The following is an 11,727-nucleotide window of genomic DNA, read 5'->3' on the forward strand; positions in this document are numbered from 1 at the left end:
AATAGAGCTAGAAATAGCTGCTGGGAAAGTACTAAAAACAGAAAGCTAAAAGATAAGTCTTAGCTCATCGCGCTAGTTGAGACTTATCTTTCTTGGCCATTACTGTAATAGGATCGATGTTTCCAGTAGGTGGTGAGCTTCGCCACTGAGGTGTGGTAGCTCTGCCATGATCTTCTTAAGTTTGTCGTCGATCGATTCCACTTCATTCAAAGAACGAAACGCAAGCACGGCCTGTTCTGGTTCGCTGCTCGCATAACCTTTCAACTTATTAAGCTGAATTTTGTTCGCATTTTCGACTTTTGACAGTGCGACATTGATTGCTTCGATGTTTATTGTTAACTCATTGCTTTTAAACATTTTTAATTATTTTTGGTTGTTGCTAATGCGCGCACATTAACACAACTGTTTTTTCGGATATTGACCAAGATTATTAAATTGGAACAATTTTGACAATCGTTAAAAGCTAGACTGCAATATGTGATGGGAAAGGTTTAAGAAATTCGAAGCGATTTAAGGAGTTAATAGCGCTAGCTACTTAATTAGCGTTGGTTGGTTAGACTTAACAAAATGGGTTTAAGCTATATAGATTAATGCTTATAGATTTAACGAGCGGAGAAGTTTTTTGAATAGGGTATCGCTGGAAGAAAACACGTAACGAAACATAAAGAGGAATTGGAGCGTGCAGCGGGAATCGAACCCGCATCATCAGCTTGGAAGGCTGAGGTAATAGCCATTATACGATGCACGCACACTGTCTTAAGAGTAAGACTGAAACATCAAGAAGACTGGAGCGTACAGCGGGAATCGAACCCGCATCATCAGCTTGGAAGGCTGAGGTAATAGCCATTATACGATGCACGCACACTGTCTTAAGAGTAAGACTGAAACATCAAGAAGACTGGAGCGTACAGCGGGAATCGAACCCGCATCATCAGCTTGGAAGGCTGAGGTAATAGCCATTATACGATGTACGCACATCGTCTTAACGAGTTTGATAATGCCACATCTAACTGAAAACGAAACCTTTTTCTTTCATTTTTATTCTAAGTGCTCGCATAACCACCACTCCGCTAGTTTTTCCATCATGTTCGGCGCTTTTAGAGTGAATAAAATGTGACTAAACTCTCGTTAAACGTAGGGCGAGAAACAACAAAGAACCCTCCACTCTTTCTAAGACCCATTCAGTTGGATTTATAAACCTATTTTAGTGGTGTTTTCTCATCATAAAATCAACATAAATACAGGCAATTTGACCGTTAACATAAACTGATTTCCATTCGTATTTTGATGCCCAATAATAACAATCTGGATGCATTGTTTTAACTTGCCAGTCTGCCAAAGTATTCATCAAGCGAATCCGAAGCGGGTGGAGTTATAGGCTCCTCTAAGCGTTCGAAGGAAAAAGTAACGAATTTAGTTGATAATTCATGCAAAACTCTCGTCATTACGTCTATCGTTTGGTACATTTGCCGCACATTTTGTCTCCCCTAAAATTCCCATGCCTTCTCAGTTCCGAATTAACAAAATTGTTGAAATTGGTGACACTCTTCATCGCAGTGGTTGTGCTCCTTACAAGCTAGAGAAATACACCCAATTCTATGCAAAAAAGCATGGTGTTGATGTGATGATCCAAGCAACGCCAACCGCGATTAATTATCAATTTCCAGACGATAACAACGCCGTTATTCTTAAGCGTCTAAAGCCTGCTTCGATTAACTTGAGTTTGTTGGCCAATACCATCATTCGTATTAACCAACCGAGCAGTGAGCCTGTGCCAGAGCCTGTCGGTTACTCTAAACTTGTGACGGCACTGGCCAATATGGGTATTCCGCCAGCGTATCTGATGCTAATTGGCAGTACGTTAGAAGCGGTTGGCTTTTCTGCATTACTGGGTCTGATGGTTTGGGTATGTCAGCAAGTTCTTCATTCACGTCGCGCTATTGCGGTTGAATTCATCTCGGCACTATTAACGGGTATCTTCGTGGCATTTTTGGCAAGCACAGGGTTGCCGATCCCGGTGTGGGCGTTATGTATCGCTTCGATTGTCTTGTTTGTCCCCGGGTTATCCATAGCCAACGCACTAGAATGTTTGGCGTTTAATGATCTCGTCTCTGGTACCAGTTTGTTAGGGCAGAGCGCATTAACCCTGATAAAGCTGTTTGTCGGGATTATTATGGGGCTCAACATTGGTGAAGCGATATGGGGACAAGCGGTCTCCATTGACTATACGAATGCGGTTCCGACATGGATGCACATATCTGGTTTGGTGTTGATCTCGGTGTCGATTGGTGTGATGTTCAATGCGCGTCCTAAAGACATCTTACTTGGCTTGCCAGTGGCAGTTCTGGGTATGTGGGGGCCGTTCTATCTAGGTTTTGACAGTGGTTGGGTTGTCGGTACTTGGGTTACGACGGTTCTTATTACTTTGTACGGGACTTGGATTGCCAAGAAGATGGAGCTCACGGGCTCTATTTATATCGTGCAGGGGATCATCATCTTGGTTCCGGGTAGTCGAGTATTAGTGAGTGCCAGCCAGTCGGTGTTTGAACAATCGATTTTACCTATTCCGAGTATTGGTTTGTCGGCGTTGTTCATGTTCTCTGCAATTGTGGCAGGGCAAATCACCGCTTACTCGATTTACTCACCAAAAGTCGAACGTTAATCCGTTCCGCCTCCCAAGCCCTTAAACAAACACAGCTTAGCGGCTGTGTTTGTTCGTTTTAGGTACTGATCTTTTTTAAGACAATTAAATCTCCGTAAAACTTGTTAGATTTATGCTCGCTAAGCCTGACAAGAGTCATTAAAATGGAACAAATTCTATTTAAATGAAGTATTAACGTATGTCTTTACCTCCTTGCCCGCAATGCCAATCTGAATATGTCTACCCAGACCAAAACAACCTAATCTGCCCTGAGTGTGCCTATGAGTGGAACCCAGAAGAAGAGCGTTTAGAAAGAGAAGCCGCGCGTGTTAAGGACGTAAATGGCGTTGTATTGGAAAGTGGTGATAAAGTTACCTTCATTAAAGATCTAAAGATCTAAAGATCTAAAGATCTAAAGATCTAAAGATCAAAGGCAGTTCTTCTGTACTGAAAATCGGCACTAAAGCGGTAATCAGACGAATCAATGAAGGCAAAGATCATCAGTTAGATTGCAAGCTTGATGGTGGTGGTGAAATGCTCGTTACAGCGAAGTACGTTAAGAAGCAGTAGTCGAGCGTTGGCTATATAGTTCGTTGATTATTGTTGGAGGTATTTTGAAGTATTCGACAAGGCCCGCTCAGTTATCAGATTACGAATTTCTGTTTGAGCTTAAGAAGGCCGCTGAATTTGAGCCCATCAAAGCTGTATTTGGCTGGGATGAGCAGGTTCAACGAGATATACACGCTGAAGAGTGGGCAGAAGAACGGCCTGAAATCATTGAATATCAAGGTAAAGCGATTGGTTGTGTGTTGTTGCAAGACAAGGGCGACCACTTCTATTTTTGCCGATTCTTCTTGCTGCCTGAGTATCATGGAAAGGGAATTGGTAGCCAAGTACTGAAAGACTTCTTAACTAAGGCTGATTGCTTAACTAAGGCTGACAGCCTCAATAAACCCGTCGAACTTTGTTATCTACAAGGTAATCGAGTTGGGGAGCTGTATCTAAGATTTGGCTTTGAAATCACCTCGCAAAACGATCAGTTTGTTTATATGTGGCGGTCACCTGGCCAACATAGCAGATGTTAGATATAGCCTTTTAAAGTTATAGAACAAATAGTTTTATATCAATGTAACTAAGTCTTAATCGCTATGTCTTGTGGCGGCACACCGAAGGTTTTCTTAAAAGCATTGGTGAAATTAGAAGGGTGCTGATAACCCGCTTCATAGGCGGCCTCGGTGATTGAAACCAACCCTCGTTCTAAATGCTGGCGTGCGATCTCTAATCGTCTCAAACGGATGTAACCGTTGATTGTCATGTTGTATGACTGCTTAAAACGCCTTTGAATATTAGATACACTCATCGAAAAATGCTCAGCAAGCATTTTTAGGCTCAGCTCTTGGTCGAGATGAATTTCAATAAAGCAGATTACAGCCTCAATTCGTTCGTCATAACTTTGATGTTCAATGTTAGTTACACGTGTCGCTGGTTTTATTATTTTTGGTTTAGTTTGGTAAGCCAGACAGCAAGTTTGTGGTAGTTGATGCATCGAATTCTCAAGGATCTGTTGAGTTAAGGATTCTATATGCAACTTCTGATGGAAGTTATTGGGTGAAGAGCAAGTCGTCAATTCTTGTGTCAGCTTCCAGATTTCTTCCGTCACTTCTAATTGGAAGTTGGCATTATGTGTATTGATGAAGTTTCGGCATTCACACTCTTCGGTTACTCGAGATTCGAACCATTTTGGTTTGACTAAGATGTTAATCTTATTGAGTTTATTGCTTGCTGTCATCACTCGACGGAAATTGGCGGGTTTAGTGAGGTTGACCACCACACCTTGAGGTTGATGAGTGGCATCGAGATCAAATTCGAGATCATCGTAACCAAATGACAGCTTACCTTCCAAAAGAATGGTGATCAGAACTGAAGCGTGAGCGGTAGAGATTATCTTAGTATCGACGAGCTCAATACAGCGGCCACCGTGGATAAATATTAGTTCATTATATTGATAAGAAAGAAATTTCCCCTCAGCCAGTGATGTCTGTGTAGTTTGACCTTGTGTGACAATAATCTGCTTTTCTGTTTGCTCCAACTTTTTAGTCAGAGTGACTTTGCCAATTTTAGCTCGTTTAGACGTTACTTCACTCATTTGACCGTTCCTCATAACAGCTGTGCGTTTTTGCATAAGCAAATCATCTGTGCATTTATAGGTTACAACTCTATCATGATTGATAATTATTATCATTTACATCTAGGATTGAATCTATGGAAAGCCCAGTCAGATCAACAATTAAGCTTTCAGCCCTCTATATCGCAATTGCCAGCACGTTTAGTAGCTCTGTTATGGCCGAAGAAAGTACATCGCACTTCGATGAAGTTGTGGTTTGGGGAACGAAAGTCTCAAGCAACACTGAATCGATCATTGCAGATGACATGTCACTGAAGCAAGCTGACCATATGTCAGATTTGCTGCGCGAAATCCCCGGTGTTGATGTTGGGGGAACGCACTCGATCAACCAGCGAATTACGATTCGCGGCCTAAGCGAAACTGACTTAGACATTCGATTAGATGGCGCTTCTCAGCACGCCAACATGTTCCATCATATTGGTAATTTGACTCTTAACCCTGACATATTGAAATCAGCTGATATCCAAGTAGGTAACAACTCGGTGACGCAAAATGGGTTAGGCGGTTCAGTGCTGTTTGAAACCAAAGATGCCAAAGATCTACTTCGCTACGACGAGACTTTTGGCGCTCGTGTTTACGGCGGGTATGCCACGAATGCAAGCCAGCAAGGTTCACTTACTGTGTATGGTTTGTTGTCAGATAACGTCGATGCCATGCTTTACAGTCATTACATGAGCCGTGACAACTTTGAAGATGGTGATGGTACTGAAACCTTTGGCTCAGAAGGGGATGTATACAATATTCTAGGTAAGATTGGTTTTGAGCCAAGTGACTTACACCGTTTTGAACTCTCTTATGATATGTACCGTGATAACGGTGATTACAGTCCACGCCCTGATATGTCGGGTGGTACGAACGTGGGTTTGTCTAAAAACATCCTAATTCCCACCGATTACAACCGTGACACCATCACGGCCAGCTACGAGCTGCGTGGTGAAAGTCATCAAGGTAACGTGACTCTATACAACACGGAAACTGAGATTCAGCGAGATGAAAGTGTTATGGCACCACGTTGGCCTGCTAATCGCTTATCCAAAAACACGGCTAAAAACCAAAACTTTGGTCTCAACGCAAAGTTCCAATCCGATTATCGCCTGATGTCGTTTGATAACATCGCGACTTATGGCTTTGACTATATGGACAAGTCATCGAGCAGCTATTACGGCAGCAGCAAGTTTATGGACGAGTCAGCAATCTCTACAGCCCTTTTTGTTGAAGATCAGTTCTACTTTACTCAAGCATTCTCGGTCACGGCAGGGCTTCGTTTTGATGATTACCAACGTAAAGCAGAAGTTGGTAGCGAAGATTTTGACGATGTAACTTGGTCGTTGGCCACTCAATGGGATGTTACTCAAGATTGGACGCTGTTCGCGAGTACACGTTCGTTGTTCAAAGGCCCGGAGTTGATGGAGAGCTTTATTGCTTACCAAGATGTCGCTTATTTGGCTAACGATCTGAAGGCTGAGACAGGGCAGAACACGCAAGGTGGTGTCCGTTTCGACAAGCGCTTGGATAATCACTTTATTGGTGCCAACCTGACAGTATTCCAAACTAATATTGATGACTATATTGCCGAAAAGTATCAACGTGCAAGTAAGAGTTATTTGATTTATAACCTAGGTGACGTTGAGATAAAGGGCTTCGAGGCGAGCCTATCTTATGGCTACGAGATGTTTAACAGTAAGCTGTCCTATGCGCTTTCAGAGACTAAAAATAAAGATACAGGCGGTGCAGTCGCAGGTGGCAATGGTCGAAGTATTGATATGGGTGACAGCATTACGCTGACACTCGATTATCAGTCTGAAGCGCTTGAGACTATCTTTGGTTGGAATTCGATGTTTGTTAAAGACGAAGACAACGTATTCGATGGTCAGCCGATCAAAGAAGGCTATGACGTTCATAACCTGTTTGCTCAGTGGGTGCCATCGAATCTTGATGGATTGTCTGTCACCTTTGGTATCGATAACGTGTTTGATGAGCAATATACCTCACACGCTTCTCGTTCAGGTACGGCAAGAGGCTTTACCTTGGATGACTATGAACCAGGCCGTAACTACAAGCTTTCTGCTGCTTATCAGTTCTAGAGAAGGCTTTAGCGTTTAGGTTTGGTTAGCGCAATAAACTGGCGGTCGTAGAGATCCGGAAGGGGTATTGCTCGAAATTGAAGTTATCCGTTTAAGTCATTCTAGTGAAAAGAAAAACGCCTCTCGAGCAAGGAATCGAGAGGCGCTTTCGCCTTATTTGTTATTGTGGGAATCACTCAATAGGTAAAGACAGCACACCACAATTGAGTTCTACTTGGCTCAGCCATTCTGTTGGAATCGCTCCGTCTTCTTCGTAGAAACACGCCGCTAATACCGCGCCAATCACAATCGCACGCCCGCAGCTGTCACCGCCACATAAGATATTGTCTCGAATACCTTGTTTATAGCTCTGAGCACCCGCAATGATGCGAATTAGCAAGGGAAATGCGGCACTCAGTTCACAATGCAATCCAAACTTCTTCGCGGCATCTGTTATTGAAAGCTCAGGTTCAGCCAATGCTTCATCGATTTGATCATGTATAAATCTGCTGCAAGTTTGTCGCACCATTTCTACGGACTGTAATGGTGAGTTGCCTTGAATCGCTGCTTGAATCAACAGGGTGATGGCTTGCGCCCATTCCACGGCTTTGTCGTTGTTGTTGGTCACTCGTACCGCGCTCTCTACCATCGCTGGTAAGGTGTGAGAGGTATAAGTACAGGCTACTAATGGAATGATCTTTGAAACTGCGGGGAGCTGCGTATCGTCTGCGCCACAGGCAGTAATCGGGGCGCCCTCTAGTTCTAATTGATGGATGTTCAGCAAGCTCATGCGCGTCGCTTTATCAATGTAGCCTTGCCAACTACCACCGAAATCAAACCATTTGCGGAAATGTTGAATATAGCTCGCTTCATCGTATTTTTGGTTGTCGACTAAACTATCGACCATCGCCAATAACTGAGCACCGTATTGCGAGTGCTCACCGGACGTTTTTCCTTGGTGCGCAAAGTAGCCTTTGTCTTGATAATCGAACTGATTCGGTGAGCGAAATTCTGGCTCGAAACCAGCCACGTGTAAGATCCTCTCTTGGTCATACAGCCAGTGCAACCCCATGGAAGCGGCGTCTCCAACCAATGCGCCGACAACGGCGTAAAAAGCTCTTTCTTTATGATTGTCCATGCTGAGTGATGTCCTTGAGAAGAATCAACGTAGTTCGATACTTCAAGTATAGTGATTAGACGAGTATTTCGCTGTGTTTCTAAGAAGAAATATGAAGGGATAAATCCCGATTGGTCAATAGCTTAAACCAATCAGGTGAACTTGATAAGGGAAAGGAATGGTCGGGCGAGTCGGTACTATTAATTAATGACGTTACTGATGGTTAAGGTAAGCACTAGAACGTTGTTCAGTCACTTTGAACAGACGCGAAAGCGCAAAGCATAAAGCAAAATATACGAAGCCTACAATCAGCCAGATCTCGAAGATCAACCCCGATGAGTTTGCCATCTCAGTACCAACAAACGTCATCTCTTGGATCGAAATCAGAGACACAATCGACGTGTCTTTAACCAAGGAGATTGCTTGGCCTGCCAATGGTGGGGTGATGGCAGTTAATACTTGTGGGCCAACCACAAATCGATACTTAGACAATGCAGACAAGCCAAGCGAATCGGCCGCTTCCCATTGGCCTTTAGGGATAGCTTCTAAACCCGCTCGAATCACTTCCGCAATATAAGCAGAAGAGAGCAAGCCAATACAGATAACACCAGACGCTAAGTTTTCCCAAAGGTTAGCTGGGCCGAACAGGAAACCTTGAACAGCGTTAATCTCGCCATTATGTTCACGTAAGATACTTTCTAAACCAAGTAATGGAATCAGTTGGTTAGAAACGAAGAAATAGAAGATGAAGACAAACACCAGTGGCGGAATATTTCGAACCAACTGGATAAAAATCAGTGCAGGCGTTCTGAAGAAAGCAATCTTGGAGTGCCTTGCAACACCGAGTAATGTCCCAAAAGAAAGAGCTAACACCATGCTCCAGACACTCAAGCGCAGTGTAGCGATCAAACCTTGAAAAAAGTAGGGAATACTGCCTTGAGAAGGTGGAATGAAAATTAGGGTAAACGCATCTTCCCAGCGCCACTGGTAGTTGATACCAACAGCAGAACGATAATAAAGCCAGCCTGCAAACACACAAATGACAGCGAGTAACACGCCATCTAAAAGAGTAATGCGTTGATACCAAGGCTTCATATGAACGTTGGGCTTAGGTGTTGTTAATGCGCTAGTACTACTCACGTCATTCCTGTTTAAACATCAATTATTATTGGGTTGTTGCTTGGATCTAAAACGAATCAAATAAAGCTACTTAAAAAGGCTACTTAAATCGTCGATGAGAAGGCAGTACAAACAGTGCACTGCCTTGATTTAGATTCGACAGATTAGCTCATATTAAAAAGTGAGCTCAACTTCAGATTACTGACCTTGAGCAATCTGGTCTTGCCAATCTAAAGTAGAGAACCAGTACTCGTAACGCTCTTTCAACCAACCGTCTTCAGTACGTGCTTTGATCCATTCGTTGAAGAATTCTGCCTTGTCAGTTTCACCTAGGCGAACTGCAAATGCTTCGTTACCTTTGGATAGACGCTCTTCAAATGGAATAAATAGCGTGTCTGCGTTTTTAATCGCTTCGTGTTCTGGTTTCGGGCTAGACGCGATAACTGCGTGCGCGTTGCCGTTTAACACTTCTTGGAATGCTTGAGCATCGTCATCGAACTGTAAAACTTTCGCTTTAGGGAAGGTTTCACGAGCCACTTGAACTGTGAACGCACCACGACGAGCAGCAATTTTCACGCGACGAGAATCAAAATCAGAGATCTGAGTAAAACCGTCCGCTAGCTCTTTGTTAGCAGCCAGTTGAACACCAGAGTGCGAGTATGGTTCAGTGAACAGCACGCTTTTAGCTCGCGCTTCAGTGTTAGACATACCGCCGATGATCACATCAAACTTCTTCGACAATAGAGAAGGGATGATTCCGTCCCAAGCTGTAGGTACAAATTCGACTTTCCAACCAGAATCTTCGGCAAGGCGCTTCGCCACGTCGATTTCAAAGCCAACGAGATCGCCTTGTTTGTTACGCATCGCCCAAGGAACAAATGTCGACATGCCAACGCGCAGTGAGCCACGTTCGTTGATTTTATCGAGGTTAGGCGTTTCAGAAGCAAGTGCAGGCAAACTTACGGCAAGCGCAAGTAGGGCTGTAATCGCGGTTTTAAATAGCTTCATGCTGATAAATCCTTATTGTGTTCGCCAGTTAGCCCCGAGCTTATGCTCAAGCCAAGCAGCAACGGCAGAAAGTGAAAGTGTAAGAGCAAGATAAATGATCGCCACAGAGAACCAAATCTCGAATGGCATCGCGGTTTCAGAAACAATGTTTCTGGCTTCAGTCGTCAGGTCAAAAATAGCCATGACACTCACAATTGAAGAGTTTTTAATAAGAGAGATCACTTCATTAGTCAAAGGTGGCAAGGTACGTTGCACCACCTGAGGAAGAATCACATCCCAGTAAGTATAGGTCTTTGATAAGCCCAAGGATTGAGCTGCTTCAAATTGTCCTCTCGCAATACCATTTAAACCGGCACGAAATATCTCGGCGGTGTAAGCGCCTTGGAAAAGTGCCAAGGCTAAAACGGCAGTGCTAAAACGATCCAGCCCTAACACGGGGCCAAATACAAAATAGAGCAAATAAATTTGTACTAATAACGGCGTGTTACGAATCAACTCAACATAGCTGGTGGCTAAGGTGCGTCCAACCACAGAATTTGAGTTCCTCAATAGCGCCGTCGTTAAACCAATGATCAGCGTAGCAACCAAAGAAATCAGAGAGATATTGATGGTAACCAGTAGCCCTTCAACTAATTCTGCAGGCCACCATTCACCATCTTCATAGAAAGCAATATAGTCCGGCACACGCTCCCATTGCCAGCTGTATCCCATGGTTTGTGCGCCAGAGTCGAGAATCCAAACAACAGCAGCCACCAGTACAACAATCTGTACCAAAGCAGATAGGGCGGGTTTAATAATTCGAATCAACATCAATAAGTCAGGATCTGATTTAGGAACGCTTGAGTACGTTCATGTTGAGGCTTTTCAAAGAGCGCTTGTGGCGTATTCGATTCCACAATTTGTCCTTCATCCATGAAGATAACGCGGTCGGCCACTTGTTTCGCAAAGCCCATTTCGTGGGTCACACACACCATGGTGATACCTTCGCTCGCCAGTTCAACCATCACGTCGAGCACTTCGTTGATCATCTCCGGATCAAGCGCTGAAGTCGGTTCATCAAAAAGCAGTAATTCAGGCTTCATGCACAGCGAACGGGCGATAGCTACACGTTGTTGCTGACCGCCAGAAAGTTGTACTGGGTATTTGTTGGCTTGTTCAGCGATGTGTACGCGCTCGAGATAGTGCATTGCAAGCTTCTCGGCTTCTCGTTTGCTTTTTTTCAGCGTACGTATTGGAGACAGAGTCAGGTTTTCAAGCACGGTAAGATGGGGGAATAAATGAAAATGCTGAAACACCATTCCGACTTGGCCAGGTGTGTTGAATTTACTCGGAAGTACTTGTTCTAACACGCAAAGCTCGCCACTTTCGAAAGGTTCTAGCTGATTGATACAACGGATTAAAGTTGATTTACCCGAACCTGATGGCCCGCAAATCACCAGTATCTCTCCTTGTTCAATCTTTAAATCGATATCCTTTAGGGCATGAAAATCACCATACCACTTGTTAAGTGACTTAAACTTAACCATTTCCTTGAGATTGTTCAAATCGTTGTTCATACCTAATAAAGAGACAGGTTTACCTTAACAATATAGAA

At 43.7% G+C, this 11,727-nt stretch carries 10 protein-coding genes, 3 tRNA genes and 1 pseudogene; 4 read left to right on the plus strand and 10 right to left on the minus strand.

All coding sequences use genetic code 11. From position 1 onward, the window contains the following. Positions 1-99: 99 nt before the first annotated feature. The 4 genes from ACED28_RS03405 to ACED28_RS03420 form a co-directional block, all read right to left on the minus strand. Complete coding sequence (locus tag ACED28_RS03405; RefSeq protein ID WP_371709283.1) at positions 100-357, minus strand: hypothetical protein; 258 nt, start codon at positions 355-357, stop codon at positions 100-102. A gap of 316 nt (positions 358-673) precedes the next feature. After that, positions 674-748, minus strand: a tRNA-Gly gene (locus tag ACED28_RS03410). A gap of 38 nt (positions 749-786) precedes the next feature. Beyond that, positions 787-861 (minus strand) — tRNA-Gly (locus ACED28_RS03415). 38 nt (positions 862-899) lie between these two features. Further along, positions 900-974 (minus strand) — tRNA-Gly (locus ACED28_RS03420). A 524-nt stretch (positions 975-1,498) separates the two neighbouring features. On the opposite strand from ACED28_RS03420, the gene ACED28_RS03425 reads away from it, so the two are divergent. The 3 genes and pseudogenes from ACED28_RS03425 to ACED28_RS03435 all read left to right on the plus strand — a co-directional run bounded on the left by ACED28_RS03425 (position 1,499) and on the right by ACED28_RS03435 (position 3,726). After that, entirely contained in the window at positions 1,499-2,662 is a 1,164-nt protein-coding gene (locus tag ACED28_RS03425; protein WP_009845522.1) for a threonine/serine exporter family protein, read from the plus strand. Between the two features lie 178 nt (positions 2,663-2,840). Then, positions 2,841-3,211, plus strand: a pseudogene (locus ACED28_RS03430) (zinc ribbon domain-containing protein YjdM). A 44-nt stretch (positions 3,212-3,255) separates the two neighbouring features. Next, positions 3,256-3,726, plus strand: a complete 471-nt coding sequence (locus ACED28_RS03435) for a GNAT family N-acetyltransferase (RefSeq protein ID WP_371709284.1) — start codon at positions 3,256-3,258, stop codon at positions 3,724-3,726. Between the two features lie 47 nt (positions 3,727-3,773). On the opposite strand, the gene ACED28_RS03440 is transcribed toward ACED28_RS03435, so the two are convergent. Continuing rightward, a complete protein-coding gene (locus ACED28_RS03440; protein WP_371709285.1) occupies positions 3,774-4,883 on the minus strand; it encodes a helix-turn-helix transcriptional regulator in 1,110 nt (369 codons plus the stop codon). Positions 4,884-4,903: 20 nt separating this feature from the next. Here ACED28_RS03440 and ACED28_RS03445 point away from each other — a divergent pair, with 20 nt between their 5' ends. Further along, positions 4,904-6,910, plus strand: coding sequence for a TonB-dependent siderophore receptor (locus ACED28_RS03445; protein WP_371709286.1), 2,007 nt, complete (start codon positions 4,904-4,906; stop codon positions 6,908-6,910). Positions 6,911-7,082: 172 nt separating this feature from the next. On the opposite strand, the gene ACED28_RS03450 is transcribed toward ACED28_RS03445, so the two are convergent. The 5 genes from ACED28_RS03450 to ACED28_RS03470 all read right to left on the minus strand — a co-directional run bounded on the left by ACED28_RS03450 (position 7,083) and on the right by ACED28_RS03470 (position 11,689). Continuing rightward, on the minus strand, positions 7,083-8,027 hold the full coding sequence (locus tag ACED28_RS03450) for an ADP-ribosylglycohydrolase family protein (RefSeq protein WP_009845518.1): 945 nt from the start codon (positions 8,025-8,027) through the stop codon (positions 7,083-7,085). A 192-nt stretch (positions 8,028-8,219) separates the two neighbouring features. Then, the gene (locus ACED28_RS03455; protein WP_371709287.1) at positions 8,220-9,146 is read right to left on the minus strand and encodes an amino acid ABC transporter permease; all 927 of its coding nucleotides are present in this window, start codon (positions 9,144-9,146) and stop codon (positions 8,220-8,222) included. Between the two features lie 177 nt (positions 9,147-9,323). Then, positions 9,324-10,133, minus strand: a complete 810-nt coding sequence (locus tag ACED28_RS03460; RefSeq protein WP_371709288.1) for a transporter substrate-binding domain-containing protein — start codon at positions 10,131-10,133, stop codon at positions 9,324-9,326. 12 nt (positions 10,134-10,145) lie between these two features. Beyond that, complete coding sequence (locus ACED28_RS03465; protein ID WP_009845515.1) at positions 10,146-10,943, minus strand: amino acid ABC transporter permease; 798 nt, start codon at positions 10,941-10,943, stop codon at positions 10,146-10,148. Continuing rightward, positions 10,943-11,689 carry an amino acid ABC transporter ATP-binding protein gene (locus ACED28_RS03470; RefSeq protein WP_371709289.1) on the minus strand — a complete coding sequence of 249 codons (747 nt, stop codon included), beginning with the start codon at positions 11,687-11,689 and terminating at the stop codon, positions 10,943-10,945. The genes ACED28_RS03465 and ACED28_RS03470 overlap by 1 nt, the downstream gene beginning before the upstream one ends. Positions 11,690-11,727: the final 38 nt, after the last annotated feature.

The sequence above is a fragment of the Vibrio sp. 1F253 genome, assembly GCF_041439295.1.
GTDB lineage: Bacteria > Pseudomonadota > Gammaproteobacteria > Enterobacterales > Vibrionaceae > Vibrio > Vibrio tasmaniensis_A.

Excerpts from the sequence above, each read along its gene's own strand:
- ACED28_RS03450 (WP_009845518.1), bottom strand. The coding sequence starts at position 8,027 with ATGGACAATCATAAAGAAAGAGCTTTTTACGCCGTTGTCGGCGCATTG.
- ACED28_RS03465 (WP_009845515.1), bottom strand. The coding sequence starts at position 10,943 with ATGTTGATTCGAATTATTAAACCCGCCCTATCTGCTTTGGTACAGATT.
- ACED28_RS03445 (WP_371709286.1), top strand. The coding sequence starts at position 4,904 with ATGGAAAGCCCAGTCAGATCAACAATTAAGCTTTCAGCCCTCTATATC.
- ACED28_RS03460 (WP_371709288.1), bottom strand. The coding sequence starts at position 10,133 with ATGAAGCTATTTAAAACCGCGATTACAGCCCTACTTGCGCTTGCCGTA.
- ACED28_RS03440 (WP_371709285.1), bottom strand. The coding sequence starts at position 4,883 with ATGATAATAATTATCAATCATGATAGAGTTGTAACCTATAAATGCACA.
- ACED28_RS03470 (WP_371709289.1), bottom strand. The coding sequence starts at position 11,689 with ATGAACAACGATTTGAACAATCTCAAGGAAATGGTTAAGTTTAAGTCA.
- ACED28_RS03405 (WP_371709283.1), bottom strand. The coding sequence starts at position 357 with ATGTTTAAAAGCAATGAGTTAACAATAAACATCGAAGCAATCAATGTC.
- ACED28_RS03425 (WP_009845522.1), top strand. The coding sequence starts at position 1,499 with ATGCCTTCTCAGTTCCGAATTAACAAAATTGTTGAAATTGGTGACACT.